The sequence below is a fragment of the Thermocoleostomius sinensis A174 genome (assembly GCF_026802175.1).
GTDB lineage: Bacteria > Cyanobacteriota > Cyanobacteriia > Elainellales > Elainellaceae > Thermocoleostomius > Thermocoleostomius sinensis.
This window is the reverse complement of sequence record NZ_CP113797.1, coordinates 4,233,082-4,248,620: the sequence shown is the minus strand read 5'-3', so window position 1 is coordinate 4,248,620 and position 15,539 is coordinate 4,233,082. Positions and strand designations below refer to the sequence as shown.

The 15,539-nt window shown below is 45.4% G+C and carries 13 protein-coding genes, 1 pseudogene and 1 CRISPR repeat array (1 of these 15 running past the window's edge); of the genes and pseudogenes, 1 reads left to right on the top strand and 13 read right to left on the bottom strand.

What is annotated here, in order from left to right:
- Nucleotides 1–24: a CRISPR direct-repeat array (repeat unit 37 nt); it reaches 1,675 nt to the left of the window's first position.
- Nucleotides 25–320: 296 nt separating this feature from the next.
- The 9 genes from cas2 to cas3 all read right to left on the bottom strand — a co-directional run bounded on the left by cas2 (nucleotide 321) and on the right by cas3 (nucleotide 11,600).
- On the bottom strand, nucleotides 321–593 hold the full coding sequence (gene cas2, locus OXH18_RS18375) for a CRISPR-associated endonuclease Cas2 (RefSeq protein WP_315874758.1): 273 nt from the start codon (nucleotides 591–593) through the stop codon (nucleotides 321–323).
- An 86-nt stretch (nucleotides 594–679) separates the two neighbouring features.
- A complete protein-coding gene (cas1d, locus tag OXH18_RS18370; protein ID WP_268608719.1) occupies nucleotides 680–1,684 on the bottom strand; it encodes a type I-D CRISPR-associated endonuclease Cas1d in 1,005 nt (334 codons plus the stop codon).
- A gap of 47 nt (nucleotides 1,685–1,731) precedes the next feature.
- Nucleotides 1,732–2,316 carry a CRISPR-associated protein Cas4 gene (gene cas4 / locus OXH18_RS18365; RefSeq protein WP_268608716.1) on the bottom strand — a complete coding sequence of 195 codons (585 nt, stop codon included), beginning with the start codon at nucleotides 2,314–2,316 and terminating at the stop codon, nucleotides 1,732–1,734.
- Entirely contained in the window at nucleotides 2,316–3,131 is an 816-nt protein-coding gene (gene cas6 / locus OXH18_RS18360) for a CRISPR-associated endoribonuclease Cas6 (protein ID WP_268608714.1), read from the bottom strand. The genes cas4 and cas6 overlap by 1 nt, the downstream gene beginning before the upstream one ends.
- Before the next feature lie 410 nt (nucleotides 3,132–3,541).
- The gene (gene cas5d / locus OXH18_RS18355; protein ID WP_268608712.1) at nucleotides 3,542–4,276 is read right to left on the bottom strand and encodes a type I-D CRISPR-associated protein Cas5/Csc1; all 735 of its coding nucleotides are present in this window, start codon (nucleotides 4,274–4,276) and stop codon (nucleotides 3,542–3,544) included.
- 5 nt (nucleotides 4,277–4,281) lie between these two features.
- Complete coding sequence (gene cas7d, locus OXH18_RS18350) at nucleotides 4,282–5,307, bottom strand: type I-D CRISPR-associated protein Cas7/Csc2 (protein ID WP_268608710.1); 1,026 nt, start codon at nucleotides 5,305–5,307, stop codon at nucleotides 4,282–4,284.
- A 41-nt stretch (nucleotides 5,308–5,348) separates the two neighbouring features.
- Complete coding sequence (cas10d, locus tag OXH18_RS18345) at nucleotides 5,349–8,642, bottom strand: type I-D CRISPR-associated protein Cas10d/Csc3 (protein ID WP_268608709.1); 3,294 nt, start codon at nucleotides 8,640–8,642, stop codon at nucleotides 5,349–5,351.
- On the bottom strand, nucleotides 8,642–9,121 hold the full coding sequence (locus OXH18_RS18340; protein WP_268608708.1) for a hypothetical protein: 480 nt from the start codon (nucleotides 9,119–9,121) through the stop codon (nucleotides 8,642–8,644). The genes cas10d and OXH18_RS18340 overlap by 1 nt, the downstream gene beginning before the upstream one ends.
- A gap of 358 nt (nucleotides 9,122–9,479) precedes the next feature.
- Nucleotides 9,480–11,600, bottom strand: a complete 2,121-nt coding sequence (cas3, locus tag OXH18_RS18335) for a type I-D CRISPR-associated helicase Cas3' (protein WP_315874756.1) — start codon at nucleotides 11,598–11,600, stop codon at nucleotides 9,480–9,482.
- 121 nt (nucleotides 11,601–11,721) lie between these two features.
- Here cas3 and OXH18_RS18330 point away from each other — a divergent pair, with 121 nt between their 5' ends.
- Nucleotides 11,722–12,582 (top strand): WCX domain-containing protein, encoded by an 861-nt coding sequence (locus OXH18_RS18330; protein WP_268608706.1) that lies wholly within the window; start codon nucleotides 11,722–11,724, stop codon nucleotides 12,580–12,582.
- Between the two features lie 55 nt (nucleotides 12,583–12,637).
- Here the strand turns inward: OXH18_RS18330 and OXH18_RS18325 are convergent, their stop codons facing one another.
- The 4 genes and pseudogenes from OXH18_RS18325 to OXH18_RS18310 form a co-directional block, all read right to left on the bottom strand.
- Entirely contained in the window at nucleotides 12,638–13,447 is an 810-nt protein-coding gene (locus tag OXH18_RS18325) for a methylenetetrahydrofolate reductase (RefSeq protein ID WP_268608705.1), read from the bottom strand.
- Nucleotides 13,448–13,598: 151 nt separating this feature from the next.
- Nucleotides 13,599–13,799 (bottom strand): hypothetical protein, encoded by a 201-nt coding sequence (locus tag OXH18_RS18320; RefSeq protein ID WP_268608008.1) that lies wholly within the window; start codon nucleotides 13,797–13,799, stop codon nucleotides 13,599–13,601.
- Between the two features lie 351 nt (nucleotides 13,800–14,150).
- Nucleotides 14,151–14,411, bottom strand: a pseudogene (locus tag OXH18_RS18315) (tyrosine-type recombinase/integrase); the annotation flags it as partial.
- Complete coding sequence (locus tag OXH18_RS18310) at nucleotides 14,357–15,244, bottom strand: phage integrase N-terminal SAM-like domain-containing protein (protein ID WP_268608703.1); 888 nt, start codon at nucleotides 15,242–15,244, stop codon at nucleotides 14,357–14,359. The pseudogene OXH18_RS18315 and the gene OXH18_RS18310, both read right to left, overlap by 55 nt.
- Nucleotides 15,245–15,539 lie beyond the last annotated feature (295 nt).

Below are 15,539 nucleotides of genomic sequence, written 5' to 3'. Positions count from 1 at the left end.
GAAGGGTTTGGTGATGATTAGCGCGGCGGAGACCCCAAAGTCTGATCATATGCGGTTTTCAAGGTTCGATCGCGCGGATCTCTTAAATCATAGCATTTCTGACAACGAACAAAGTCAAACATCACTTAACTTAACAACTAGAATTCAAGTATACTCTGCCTTTCAGCCATTGCGCGGATCATCTTTTAGCAAGAATCGTACAATTCACCTCCCTGCAAGCATTACAGCCAATTTTAACAAACACTGCTCAAAACACCTACCCATCCGCGCCGTCTATGCAATCGTGCACCCGCAAAAAGCCATCACCTCATAAAGAGCCACTACACAAAAAAGATGGTCTCATCTCGTAAAACCTCTCCGCCAATGCGCTCGACCTTTCCTTGACAGCAACTACAGAGAAAATAAAACCGAATGCTGTCTTGCTCCGGCTTGATCAACTTGCTTAGACGCGATCGTAACTTAGCATACTGAGTTTCGCTGAGGTTGCATTCAAAAACACTCAACTGCATCCATTGTCCGTAGGATTTTAGCACCTTGTGAATCTTCGATCGGCGTTTGTCGTCTGGAATGTCGTAGGAGATGACGAGATACATATGAACCTGATAGCCAACAGCAGAACTGACAAAACTCAAAACACTATCCCTGCTCTTCCACCCCCCGACTTTCGATTCCCGATGCCCTACTTCAACACCAACGGCGGATACTTTTCAGTTTCACCCATCAAGTACTTCGCAAGTAACCGCGCTTGTATTTCAAACGCCTCCTGATAAGTACATTGAGTTTGTAAAACAGGGTGTTTAAACTTCGATTGTTTCTTCTGTTCATATAGCCGCAAAAACGATCGCAACCCTTCCAAGGTCAGTGAAACCGCATGACTTAACGGTTCTGTCTCAAAATTTTCAGGAGAAAGCACTCGACGGTTAATGGCGCTAAGCACCACCGCATCAACCACGATCGGGCGAAACTCCTCCATCAAATCCAACGCTAGAGAAGGGCGTCCATACCGTTGTGTATGCAGATAGCCCAAATATGGATCAAAGCCTACCAAATTCACCGCACTTTGCACATCATGCCGCAACAGCGCATAGCCTAAACTGAGCAATGCATTGACCGGATCAGTAGGAGGACGACGATTGCGATGGGTAAACTGAAACCCTTCAGCACGAATTAGGGCATCAAAACTACCGAAATAGGCAGCACTGCCGCTTCCCTCCAATCCGCGTAACGAATCGATCGTGTGAGTGGTGTCAATAGGAGCGATTGCTTGTTCCAACCGAGTCAGGGCTGGCTGTAATGAAAGCTCAGGAAATTCTCGTAGTCCTCGCAGCAGTGCATTGCGATAGTTCTTCAGCTTTCCTCGAATAAATCCTCGGACTAAATGCAGGGCAGGTTCGGAAGGGGCGATCGCCTTCCACTGGGCCGCTCGCACAAAAATATTCTTCGTTAACTCTGGTTCTAGTCGTCCCAAATAGCGCCCTGTGTGAGTCAGAAAACTCAGCGCAATATTGCGTTCTAGCAACTCAATGACGACAGCGGGGGAAACCGTCGATCGCCCAAACACCACCACACCATCAACTTTAATCAACGGTACATCGAGCAGCGTTTGTTTATTTGCGCGCACCGTCAAGCGTTCATCTGTTTTACCAAGATAGCTATCATCTTGTGTGATATAAAGAGTTCCCATATTTGTATGGATAAGTGAATGAGTGAATGAATACTTCGGTTCCCTACCTACGCTTCTCGATATCGTTTTACCTTGTCTGCCGCCTTAGGTAAACATTGCTCATAAAGGCTGCATCCCTGACAGCGCGAAGAATAGATAGCTGGTGGCATGTCGCCAGTCTCAAGGAGATGGCGAACTTTCTCAATGATGGCGATTGTCTTCTGCCGCAACTCGGTTGAAATTTCGACGGGTTGGCGCTGGTGCGATTGAGCATAGTATAGATAGCCAAGAGTTACGGGTTTTCCAGTCATCGCTTCTAGACATAGTGCCTGAGCACAAACCTGTAAGGCATCATTTTCAAATTCACCAACATGTCCCCGCTTATATTCCACAGGATACCAGCGCCCATTACCCGATTCAATTAAATCTGCTTTCCCAATCAAATGATATTGATCTGACTTTAGCCATATAGCTCGAATTTGCCAGATTTCTTCCCGTTGGTTTTCTCCGACTGTATGAACGCGATCGTGCAAACTCGTTCCTTCAATCGTGTACTGATTGTCGATAAATCCGCCCAAACAAAACATGCGCCAGCACCGATGGGGGCAATAGGCATACTGGTTGAGCGCTGCGATCGGAATATAATCATCCATTACAGTCTCCTTACCATTCCCATTCCCATTGGGGTTTTGCGCCCGATGCCGCTATACACCGCAAAGTCTGCCAACGTGTTAATTTGCCGAACGGTTGCCGCTTCGACATTGCCTAGAATGCGATAGCCGATCGTCCCTACACAACCCGCCCACTTGCCTTCAGGATGATTGACAAGTTCAGTGCGAATATCAAAAAAACTAGGAAAAAGACACTCAACTAGGGTTTCAGAGAAAGGGATGTTGCTATAGCGATGCCAGCGGTGCAGCAAACTGTTAAAAATACATTCTCTTGTCGGCAACGCAGAGTCATATTTGCCTTGCCGAAACGTGGCAGGTGTCGCCAAGGTCAGCGTAATTTGTCGCGCCTCGTCGGAGGCTTGCTCGTACAGTTGAGCATAGGACTGAAAGTTTGCCCACGGCTGAGCCGATTGGGCGGTTCCAAGCACACTCGTAATCTGTAAGTCGGCGGGCCCCAAATGCCAAGCGCGGGCTGGGTTGAGGTTGAGCCAAAGCGGAGTCAGATGAGCAAATAGGGTATCGTCTAATAACGAAATCCGCCACCAGCAGGAGGTTCCGGCTGCAATGGAGCGGTGATGCTCCCACTGCAACAAATGCCCTCTTGAGGCACGATCGCGGATCTGGAGCGGGCTGAGGGTGAAGGCTTTTTCGGTTTTCTGCTCGTGCAAGTAATCTCCTAAGTTCCGATCGACTGAACTGACTAAGGTTAGAAAGAGGGCATGGAGATGCTTGCCGGTGAGATAACCAGAAGGAATGGACGATCGGGGTTGCAGGTTGAGAATGAGGCTGTGGGGCATGGGTTGTATTGATAAGATGAAAAATTGATGATGAAGATCGGAAATGCCAATGATATGTACTGTTGGCAGAAGTGAGCAGGATAATGCAACAACTCCAGAACAACCTGAGAAATAACGCTTCGCGACGAGAGGTTTCACTGGTCAGACTTACGTAGGGTAAAACTTCTTCAATGCGCGATCGTAAACTTCGAGGCGATCGAGTTCTCTGGGATATTGCGGCAAGTTGAGTCGCGTTCTCCGGAGTGTGTAGCCGAATTCAGCTACTAGATCGTCTGTTTCGATTTGCAGCTCAAAGATCTTGCTGAAGGTGTAAGATTGCTGTGGATTAGAAAAGGCATGATGTTCTAATGGGCGATCGGGGCTATGGGTTGAGGGGAAAGGGGAGGATGGTTCAGCTGTAGTAGTTAAGACTATCCAAATCGATATTGAACATCAGCCGGAAGGCAAAACGTCTCTTTTCCTTCCTTGACTCGATAATGTTTACCCCGTAAAAACCGCACGTTTCGGATCAGGCTCACAGGTGGCATATTTAGAGTGTCATAACTGACGATTCGGTGAGCAAACATCACATCTAATGGATTAAGTGGATGAGAACACATAAAATCATCTGTCTTTAACTCAAAGTCTAAGGGATCACTGAGTTTGACTGCTGCCTTGCTTGCCCATTTACCAAGTCTTACCCATCGAGGAATTTGATATTTCTCTTCCTTCTTCTGACTTAATACTTTGTCAGAGAGGATGAAACATTCAAATTGGCTTTCTGGTGCAATTTCTTTGGCTCGACCAAAGCTAGGAATATTTTTCTGAGTCTTTTCCATCTCAACGTGGTAATTGTTGTTAGCGTACTTCCAGGTGTTGAGAACGGTTGTATGGGAAACAGCCCGTGCAGGAGTGACATAAATTCCCTGCTGGTTGAGCGGCGTGAGGTGCGCTTCGTACCTGGGAATTTGCTCAGGGCAGAAGTAACGGTAGCTATGTTCTTCAGAAACAGTAGTGGAATGACGATCGCTATCCACCAGTCCCAGTGCATAACACAGCCCATAGTTATGCAAAATTGGTTCTGTTTCGTACAATCGCCCAATCTCACGGGTGGCAAAGTACATCGAGTCATGCAACTCTAACGTACAACGATAAATGATAGTCATGGCGGTTACTCTGCTGTGGCTGTAGCTGTTTTTCTATTGTTCTTTTTGGCTTTTTCAGCAGATTTGAAGATGTGTTTGTTAGCGTAAGCCGTAGATTCAGCATTGGCTTGAGTCAACATTGCTCTTAGTTGCATTTCGTCACCTGTGATAGTTTTTACTTCTGTGAGCAGCGAGTCCAGAGCAGTACCGATAAAGTCAGTGTGAGGAATGTATTCTTCAGCCATGAGTTGCTGAATAGCGACTTCAGCTGCTTCACGAACCTGATCTTCGTTCAAAGGATCAGGCAACTTAATTTGACCTTTTTCCATCAACAAGTCGTAAATCTTTTGAGTCCAGCGCAGGTTGCTGACGATCTCGCCATCGGCAAAAATAATCCCAATGAGTTCATTGCGGACACGACCTGTACGAGTAGTTTGCGCCCCATAATGGCGAGTTCTCAAAATGTTGTTGAATACATACAAAAAGCCTGCTTCTGTTGGATCTTTGAGCGTCACAATACTGGGAAAGAAGACTTGAGGCAGAATGTGGTCCTGACTGTTAATTCGACTGGTAACTTCTCCATTGCGGCTCATTGTGCCATTTTCAAAGGGTGCGTTCAGCGTGAAATTGAGATGGGAATCGTCAAAGGGCGTGATGGAATAGGCGGTATCAACAACAACTTTGGATTTTTCAGACCCTGCATCGCCGATCGCAAACCCGTACAAAACGCAATCGGGTGTCGTTTTACTGAAATCAACGTTATAGTCGCACTTCTCCCAATCACCAATTTGATAGTTTCGCAGCAATTCGCGTCCTGTTAATCGTTCAGGGGTTGATTGCTTCCGCTTGAACATGGCTAGACGGCTGATAGGTTCATTATTTTTCTGATCAACACCAGCCCGAACTCGTGCCTTATTCAACTCACCATCGGTTTGAAATAGTGGGTAAGATTCTGTGACACGAATCGTGATGAAGTGGACATACTTGCCCATTGGTTTTGCAGGAATTTCGGTATGGAAATGCTTCGCATCAACCGTTGTTAAGAAAGCCATGTTGTTTCTCCAGAATGAGTGTATGTGTTAGCAGTAATGTTTCAAGCCGCGTCTTCAGTTTCCAGTTCAGGAATGTCTTCTGGTTCAGGTTGATTCTGAGCTTTGCGCTCTTCGTCATCGGTAAGGCGATAGAGATAATCACAGGTATCCCGAATCAGATTAAGCTGCATTCCAGCAAGACGTGCTCGATCGCTCTTAAACGTTTCCCGAAACAGATCTTTCACAAAGAATTGTGCAAACTCATAAATTGCCTGTCGTTCTTCTTCAACGGTCAACGCAGGTTTCCATTTTCCATCTACAAATGCCAATGTTGGTTTGCCCTCAGCCGTTCTACGCCGTACATTCGTCATCAATTTAGAAATACGGGCTGCGACTACATCAGTCAATGCCTGATCATCTGGAACCAGCGCTTTATCAACTTTGAGAATTACATCGGCCGCTTCATCGATCGGTTTTAGAACGGCGTTAGGTTTGGCATATTGGCTTTTAGCACGGTAGAAACGGCGATAGAGCCGAGTTAGTTCGCGTAATTGGTTCACATCGTCTCCTTGGGGATCAAAACAATGATAAAAGTCGAGATATAGCTTAATTTTGGAAATGGGAGCAGAATCCCAATCCAGTTTTCGAACAAGCTTGGTCAGGTAGTGGAAAACATAAAGCGGACTGGTTTCTAGATCACGTGCCAGAGCCGCTAACTTGCCCCAATCTGGATCACCATCCTTTTTGCGATTCACTTCTAGATGAATGCAGTAAGCTGCACTCAGAGCATTCAGGGGGGAAAAGATTTCTGTGGTGCGAGGAAGGATTGCATCTAGGCGATATTGCTCTTTTTTAACCAGCGTGGTGATCGCCTGATGTTCTCCATCTAAGACGGTTGTGTGTTCAAAATCAGCCCCACTAATAAAGGGTGGTACAGGCGATTCAGAAGCCACTACCTTGACATCTAATACCAATGGCAGGGCAAAGGCCAACCAAGCAGGCATCACCCAAGATTCGGTATCTGTAGCATCTCTTCCTGGCGGTAGCGCCATAAAAAAGAAGGTCATCGGCTCATTAGGATAGTTGAGCTTAAAGGTTTGATCCCGATCGGATTCTGCTTGAATCAGAAGCGAGTCTACTTGCTGGTAATTCTCAAGGTTAAGTTGAGCAACCTGTTGATCAGTAACCAGGTGTTTACGAATATCTGCATCAAATCGAGTGCGCCGAATCCAGGAATAGACTTTTTGAATAAAAGTGTTTGTTTCTGGTGTAAAGAAGTAGGCCGGATAAAGATAGAGATAGCGATATTTGCGTCCTTCAAAGTCTCCTCCTGTTGCGTTCGTCTGATTCATCAAAATCTGGCGCAGCATAATTTCCACTGACCAGATCGCGCAAATCTGACGTTTGGCAGCCTGAGCATTAAAGAGGATCTGACGATTGCTATAAACCTGGGGCGTAAACAATGTAGCAGATTCCATTTGCTCTGTCACCGTGTAGGACGAGCTAGACATGGCACAGACATTTTCGCGTCCGCGCCCCGTCACTTTTGCAGCTTGATAGCGACTCAGTTCAACCAGGAACGGATCAGTTTGGGGTGGAACAATGGTTCCAGTAGGTAAGGAAACAATTTGCTGCACGTAAGTGCGTAAGTCATCCCAACCATCGGGTAATGTGAACTCTTGCACAATCGCTTCCACAGCATCCGCAGCAAAACTGACCATCGCAGTCATTACCTCTCGAACTTGCTGATCATCAAGCGTAGAATTGCTCTGGATATATTTAGCAGCAAGATAATACCAATCGAGTGGTACACCACCTGTTTTCTTGAGAGATTGAATTGACCTAATTGCAGGAATTTCGTGAGTTAGCCCTAAATGCTCTGCGAGTTTTTGGGTGAGATTTAACTCAGGTAGCGTCTTTCGTTCTGCTTTGGGCTGCTGTTTTTGCCACGCATCAAAACGATCGCACCATCCTCGCCAAATACCCCGACAAAGCGTATCCCCAAATTCAGCCAGGCGATCGATTCGATAGTCATCTTTGAATTCGACAGTGAGATAATTAGGTAATTCACCGTCAGCTTGAAAGTTGGTTAAGCTGGCACTCCGTTTAGCGGCTGAAGAGTTTTTGGTTGAAGGAATAATGCGGCAGGCAGCAAGCTTTGCCACATCCATAAGTTGGGCAATATTAAAAAAGAGCCAGTAATAGTCAGCAAACTTTAAACCTTTACCATCTCGACCAAATCCAATTTGCCGTTGCTTGAGCCGATCGCCACAAAGCGTTTTTATTTTATTGATGACTTGCTCGGAGATTTGTTGAACAGCGATCGGGGGTGCATTGGCTGTTGCGAGATAAACCACACCGTCCGGTAAATATAGCAATTGCGTATAAAATTCTTTGGGGTGCAAATCCATTAAAGCATTGTTGATGATGTTGGTTAAAACACCGCGATTATCAGACAGTGCATGATAGGTAAACTTAAACTGCCCCGCATTACTCAAGCTATTGAGCAAATCCGTCAGGCTATTTTTTGTAATATCTTGAGGATGTTTAATAATTGAAGCAAACCGATCGGACAGCTTCACTAAGTTCACTAGAACGTTGCGAATTCTACCATCCATGCGATCGTCTTCTAATGGCTTTAATCCACGTGTAATTAGACCTAAATCGGCATCGTTTTTATCTCCAGCATTGCTGCTAATCCAAATAATGTCATCAATGAATTCACGACATGATGCACCCAAAAATTGATCCAGTCCCAGAGCAATGATTTTCTGGGCAATGTACTCTCGTCCCAAATCAGGAGCATCCTGTTTACCAGGAGCTTGATCAACCCAGTCTCGATGTTTCCATTTACCTTCAATGTCCTGCTTGATTAACCACTGCTGGTAATCTGGAAACTTCTCGTAATCATGCAGAATATATGCAGCAACATAAATCCGCAACTGCAATGCCTCACAATAGGCTTTCACCTGATTTCTGGCTACATCTGGTTGTTGTAGCCGTTTTGCAATTCGGTAAGTTGGCAGAAAACCGTTAAGCAAATGCGCCGGAAGCGATTGATCACCTGCATTATCACGTCGTTTAACCTTGCCTCTAGCATCTAACCGTTCAAAAAATTGTCCTCCCTTTGCCGTTGATCCTGCCAGTTGTCGCATTAACTTTGGCAAAACATAGTCAGTAAAGTCAATTAGTAAACGATCGTCCTCATTCCCTTCTGCTTCACAAATGGCTTCTTTAAACAGAGAAATCGTGAGCAGTTTCTTTTGTTCTTTGGCTTCTTTATCTTCTCGCCCTGCATCAAAATCTACAATTGGCAAATCATTGTCAATTGGTAGAGCCAGTTGTTCTTCGTCCATTAGATTGTTCTCCAAATTTTACGTAACTCGTCCAAGCAAATCCATTGCCCGTTTTTCAGCACTTCAACATACTCCCAGCCATTAGCAGCACTACTGTTTACCCTCCTTGCCAGAGGACTGGGCTTATCAAACTCTTCATCCTGGTAAAGCACAGTACCTTTTTGGGAAAAACTCAATCCTTTTGTTACGTACTTATGTCCGCACTTCTTGGCTAGTTCTTGTTTCAACTTAACTCGAATAGGCATTCCTGATTTAGTGATACCTGCGGCAAATAGCTGAGTAAGTCTGATGTGAGAGCGGCTTTTTCTTGTTTTGCTTGAATTAGACTTCTTGTTTGAGCTTGTATTGACGAGAGTAAGCGCGAGTTGCTCGGTTTCAGTTTTGCGTTGTGAGTTGCCAATGGGTTGAGCAGGCTTCAATCTCTCACGCTGTAACCAATCAATCAAAGCAGTGGAGAGGCTAGGAGGCATTTTTGCCAAATCGCTGTCACTTAGCTGAAGAAGCTATTGAAAATCCCTTGGTGAGTATTTTCACCATCTTGGCAACTCCAATCTAGATTTTCAAGAGTTACTGTAGCCTTATGATAGATTTAGTCACTGTTACCTTCATGAGTGCGGGAAGCCCAATCTGATGTAACCTTAATATATGGAGAAGGGGATGCAGTGCAGTGCTGCACTTTCACAAAGCCTTTCAGGTATTGAAACACTGTTGCCTTCTGATGTCGGGCAAAGCCCCTTCTCCAATCTTTGTTAGTTAAGCTAGTTATCATCCCTTAGTTTCCTCCATCTCAAGGGGTTGGTATTCTTGAATGCTAAGGTCTTGGAAGGAGCGGTTTCCTCAACAAATCCATCCTTCATCCTCCTTCGGTTTCCAATGCCAGGTGAGAGTTTCCAGCAAAAGAGCAGACTGACCAAAAGCGATCGTGTAGGGTGGGTCGCGGTCATCTGGACGATCGCTCAATCCATATGCTTGAAACTGCATTGGTAAACCTAACTTGGCGCGTAGTTCATCCCGGCGGCGATCGGAGATATAACAAACGATTCCACGTTGACATAAAGCGTTACTGATTGCATTTTCACCTGTTGTCACTTCCAGACCTCTGAGGATTTGCACCTTACCGATTCTCGCTAATTCGCTCACATTTCCTGCATGGTAAAAGTGCCAGTTCTCACGCATCTCTCGATAATCTCGCAACTGCAAGCAGCACAGTGCATCTTTATAGCGTCTAGTAAAAGATATTCCAGCTTTTTCAGCCTTTAACCGAAACTCATCATTATCCATTACTTCAAAAATAAAGTTACTCAATAGCCCTGGTAAATTGTAGGTCTTGAACCTGTCCCGCTCTGGTTCATTTGAATTTGTTGTATCGTAAATTGCACAATCTAACTGACTACTACCCCGAAAACTTCTTGCTTCGTCAATTATCTTATGTTGTTTGGCTTCCAAACATCGATTGATTTCTCCATAACGAGACCTTACACTGACTTGAAGCGCGTTGAAAATATCTGTTTCAAAATTTTTTGCTGCGTCTGGATAAGCTGCTTGCATTTGTTTCTTACGCAATTCGTTCCAAACGTAAAACGACTGCACAGATCCCCAACGTTTTGAATATCCTTCAAACTGATTCACAAATAACCAGGAATCTCGAATGGCATTATTAAAGAAAACCCGATCGTACTCATCTCCATCAGCTAATGATGCAGCTTTTTCGTTCTTATCTTCAAATAATCTTGAAATCAGAAAGTTTGGAATTAGTGCATAGGCTCGATAGATTGGAAAGCCTTGATGCCTGCCCAATCGTCCGAAGCGTTGAATGAAGTTTGCTGCACTAGATGCTTCAAACACCAGAAAGTTAATCTTGAAATCTACCCCAACATCAATTGTAGAGGTACCAATTAACAGATCGGCATCTATGATCGATCGTGCCCGTTCACTTTCACCGGTCAGACTGGTATTTGGTAAAACAGTTAGATTGTGCTGTTTGAACAGTGGTTGCAGTTTACCTAGAAGCTTGTAAACGGCTGCAATTGAATTGAGAATAATTGCCCCTTTACTATCTGGATAATCTAGAAAAAACTTGAGAATGATAGATTCAGCATTTTCAACAATCCAGTCGTATCCAGATCTGGCATTTGGCTGTAAATCATTGGGAAATACCAGTGCAATGGGCTGGCTAATCTGTCGCCAGCACTTTTCGTCTGCCTGTGTAAAGCAATATGCACCTTCTGTGACAGGATTGATTTCTCGGTGTTTAAAACCCGATCGCGATAAGAAGCCCTGAAGCAATTCACTAGGGGTTGCAGATAGAAATAGGAACTTTCCTTTGTACCCTGTATGTTTCATCAACAGCATTGCATTGAAAACACTGGCAATTTGAGGTGAAGAGAAAACATGAAATTCATCAAAAACAAACAATTTGTAAAGATCATCCACTTTGCGAAATACTTTATCTGCGTTATCACCCCACCTAGTATTGTTAGAATCACTCCTCAAATATCGAAATTGATGGATGTAATGAAAGATATCCGGGTTGGTTAGTAAAATTTCTGAATTATCTGTCAGATTAACAATTCCTTGCTGCTTTGAAGATAGCTGATTCGTTTCGACAAAATCTTCTAGCGTTGCACCAGTGAGGCGAAAAATTTGCGGGTCATACTTCGGCTGAAATTTGCCTTTGTAATCTTGTACTTGCCGTTCCTGATCCCTAGCTAATTCGTTGGTGGGATACATTGCCAGTGTGTATGTTTTTCCAGTCATCGATTGCAAGTATGCCGCCAGGCTTTTGCCATCCCCAGTCATGGCTGTGTTAAATACAACGTCAATCTGCGGATCGCTCAAGGCATTGAAGGTTTCTGATTGGTGCCATGAAAGCGACCATTCATCGGGCAAATTGATTCCAATCGGGATTGGAACTGTCCGAGAGTAAACAGGTTTAAGAGTAATGCTGTAATCAGACATGGTCTTGGTCTGTGTCCTGAAATTGTGTCCGTAACTCATTGCTTTGCTCCAATATGGCACGCAAAATAGAGACAGGCAATAGTTATACGGAAAAAAGTATACGGACACTCTAGGAGATCCCGTGACGCGCAAAGGACGATCGATCACCCTTTCCCTGGAAGAGAGCGACAAAGCCCAGCTAGAGGCAATCGCCCTCGAACTTGGTATGAAATGGGGAGATGACCCTAATATTTCGCGGTTGATTAAAGCGATCGCCCGTCGCCAACTGTTAGTTTCCTTAAACAATAATTGGAGTCGCGATCGCATCAATACACTTAATAAAGCGAGGACTCTATTAATTGATGCTGGTCAAATAGAAGATGCCCTCGTTTTAGCTCATCTACTACTAGAACGCAGTGAAATTACATTGCCATTACGTCAAGAAATTGAACAATTTGTTACGAAACCTACGGTTGTTTGGCAAATTGAAATCGATCGCTATATTCGGCAGCAACAACCATTTCAGCTAGCCTATCAAGATGCAGCAGAACGGATTTGGAACTTTACAATTTATTATGCAGAGATAACTCACTATGAACAACGGCAATACCTTCACTGCTGGTGCGAGGAAACAGACGGGAATTATGACTTACCAGCGTTAGCCCATAATTGGTGTCTGCGTTGGGATCGAATTTCGGATGCTTCGGTGTCGCCTGTGAAAGGACAGTGGCGATCGCAATTAGATTCGATCTTAGTTGAGATGCATTTATTGCATAGATTGGCTTTTGCCTACCATACCAAAACCGCAATGGACGAAATCAATGAATGGTTAACTGACCCTGTGCATGTTCGGCGAGTGGTGCGACGGGTAACAAATATCTTTTGGTTTTTTCGAGAGGTACGGCGTTATGGAAGCGAGTGTGTGATTGTATCTCCAGAGGCGGTGCGCGATCGGTTTAAGCAAGAACTGATCCGGATGATGGCACACTATGACACACAGTGAGTGTAACGATCTTCAATTTTGGGAGAAGCGAGGTTGGTTACAAGTGCATCACATACTAATTAAGAATGAATTCAGACTGTGTCTCTATCGATTCAAGTTGAGTCGTTTTCAAACGAGCTTCTAACCAATCGCCAGTGCGTTTCAGCCCACCAAACGGAAACAGATGGAATTGATCGACATACGGCTGAAGGGCATCCACTAAGAAATCAGGGGTTTGCACCGTCATCAGTTGTGTTAATTTCTGTGGTTGTTGTTTAAGTGCATTCAAACTAGTTTTCACACCACAAATCATTGCAAACTTCATCAAAGCAGGGAGGGTGGTGGGGCCAGGAATGCCAATTCGCACAGGTAAGGTGTTGAATGTGCGAATACGCTCTAACCAGGCAATGATACTCTCTGGGCTGAGTGACCACTGAGTGACGATGTACAATTCGCTGCCCGTGTTTTTGGCATATTGGTTCTTAAGGAATAGAACGCGATCGCATGCTTCGGAACTTAAATAGGATGTCCCTTCGGGATGACCAGCCACACCAATTTTCAACCCATCCAGCAGCCCCGTTTCCAGCAATTGTAAGCTTGCGTTGTAATCGCCTGTTGGTTTGCCGTCGCCACCAATCACCAACACTTGCTGAACACCAGCCTCGTTGCGTAACCGCTGTACAAAATCGCGCAGTTGATTGAAGTCGCGAATACGTCGCGCCGGGATGTGGGGAATGGGATTAAACCCATGTTGACGTAAATTTACGGCTTGTTGAACCACATCCAAATCATTGCTTTGGGGTAGAAATGTGATAGCTACGTCCTGAATTGAGCGAGGAATATCGGTAACAGTCGCTTTGGGCGTAATTTCGAGCGAAAATTCCATAGTTGGCTAATCAAAGGTAAGTCACGCAGCACTTTCACTATAGCTAACCATACAACGGAGCGAGTCCTGCCATTGATTCATCCAATCGCATGATAGAAAATCCGTTTCTAGTTTTTGTGCTAGGGACGACCCTCGATCGCCCCTATTTTTCCTACCGCACCAACACGGTCATGTACTTGCCTGTGGCAAACGGAGCCGGAACGATCGGCGTAAACTGCACCCGGTCGGTGGCAATCCGCTTGACATAAAACTCATTCATCAAATGTGTCACCTGCTCACGATTACCGATAATCCAAACCTGTGCTCGCTCAGTCTCCTGAACGGGCAATTCACTATTCCATTCTCCAGTCATGGTGGTATTCCTCTTCGTTTCCTTGCTGATGTTTTCTATTGGGTTAAGAACGGCCCAAGGCATGGGTGTCACCCAACCATGCATCAGCAAGGTGTGCCGATCGCAGACACCTGGTCTACAATCAACACAGCCTAGCCTCCTGCTTGCGACAGGAAGTTAGGTTAGCTGGTTAGGGTTGCGGCCAAACTTCCCTAATCAGCGCCAGTACCTTGAGCCGTTCAGCCGTTCCTCTCGTCCTGCGAAAGAACCAGCATCGCCATAGCATAAACCAACTCGATCGGTCTGCACAAGCGTATCGGGTCATTTTTTGTCAGAAAGTTTTGATGAGGGCAAGGAGGGGGCGATCGAGTTTCACGCATCCAGGGGACTGCAAACACCCCTGCCACCTCGATTCAACACGTGGGTATAAATCATCGTGGTCTTCACATCTTTGTGCCCCAGCAACTCTTGTACCGTGCGGATGTCGTAGCCATCTTCCAGCAAGTGGGTGGCAAAACTATGGCGAAAGGTATGGCACCCAACTCGCTTCGCAATGCCCGCTACACGAACCGCTTGCTTTAGCGTTTTCTGTACCCCACTTTCATGCAGATATGGAAGAGACTGTACCTGCGAATCCAGCCAACATAACTTTGCTCGGTTCGATAGGAATAATGTTTCAGACGAATCGTATCGCAAACTTGGTCAAGCAGCTTTCTGGGTCGGGATGCCATCGCGAGGCGGGTAGATGACAGTAGCACTTGTGTGCTAAATGCTACATCTCTTGCCTGCCTACTGACCATGAAGATTTGCTGAAGCGATCGGCATGGGGATACTTCCGCTCCAGGGCAAAGGGCAAGTAGACCGAGCCATAACCGGCGCTCCAAGTCGTGATGGTGCAACTGTCGCACCGTTTGCAGATGCGTTTGCAGGGGAGCAACCACACAAGCAGGCAACATCGTGACTCGGCTCTCTTTGCCTTTGGTATCTCGAATCACCAACTGCTGTTGAGCAAAATCCACATCTTTCACCCGCAATGCCAATCCCTCACTCAAGCGAAGTCCACTGCCATATAGCAATTGAATCACCAACTTGTACACGCCATACAGGTGGGAGATGACTTGCTGCACTTCCTCTGGCGTTAAGACGGTGGGGAGGTAGCGCGATGTCTTTGCCCGTACGGCGTTAATGCCAACTAGCTCTTGTTGCAAGACGATACGATAAAGGAAAATAATGGCATTGAGTGCCTGATTCTGAGTGGCGGCTGCGACCTGTTCGGTTACAGCTAAATGGGTGAGAAACTGCGTGACCTCTGGTGCGCCCATCTCGTTAGGATGGCGTTTGTGATGAAACAGAATGAAGCGACGAATCCAGTAAACGTAAGTTTTCTCCGTGCTATATGAGTAATGCTTGACTCGTATGGCATCGCGCACTTGGTCAAGTAGCTTTCGAGGACGAGGTTCCAGCATTGGATAGCGTAATACTTTTGTATAAAATATGTCTTTATAGTATAGGCATTCTACTGAGATTACCTGGTCGGATCTACGGAATTTTGCTGTAGATCCACCTTGGTTCAGGTAAATATACAGTAGGATTGCTGTATATCCAGCTATTTGGGGCAGATATGCAGCAGGGAGTGTGTTCATTCACCTCAGATGGAAGGATATGTAGAGTTACTCTGTACAATAAATTGTTATATCGCTTTACCTCTTGGTTGGGGCTGTGCTTTGAGATCCTGACAAGGCTTAACAAATCTGTATTTTT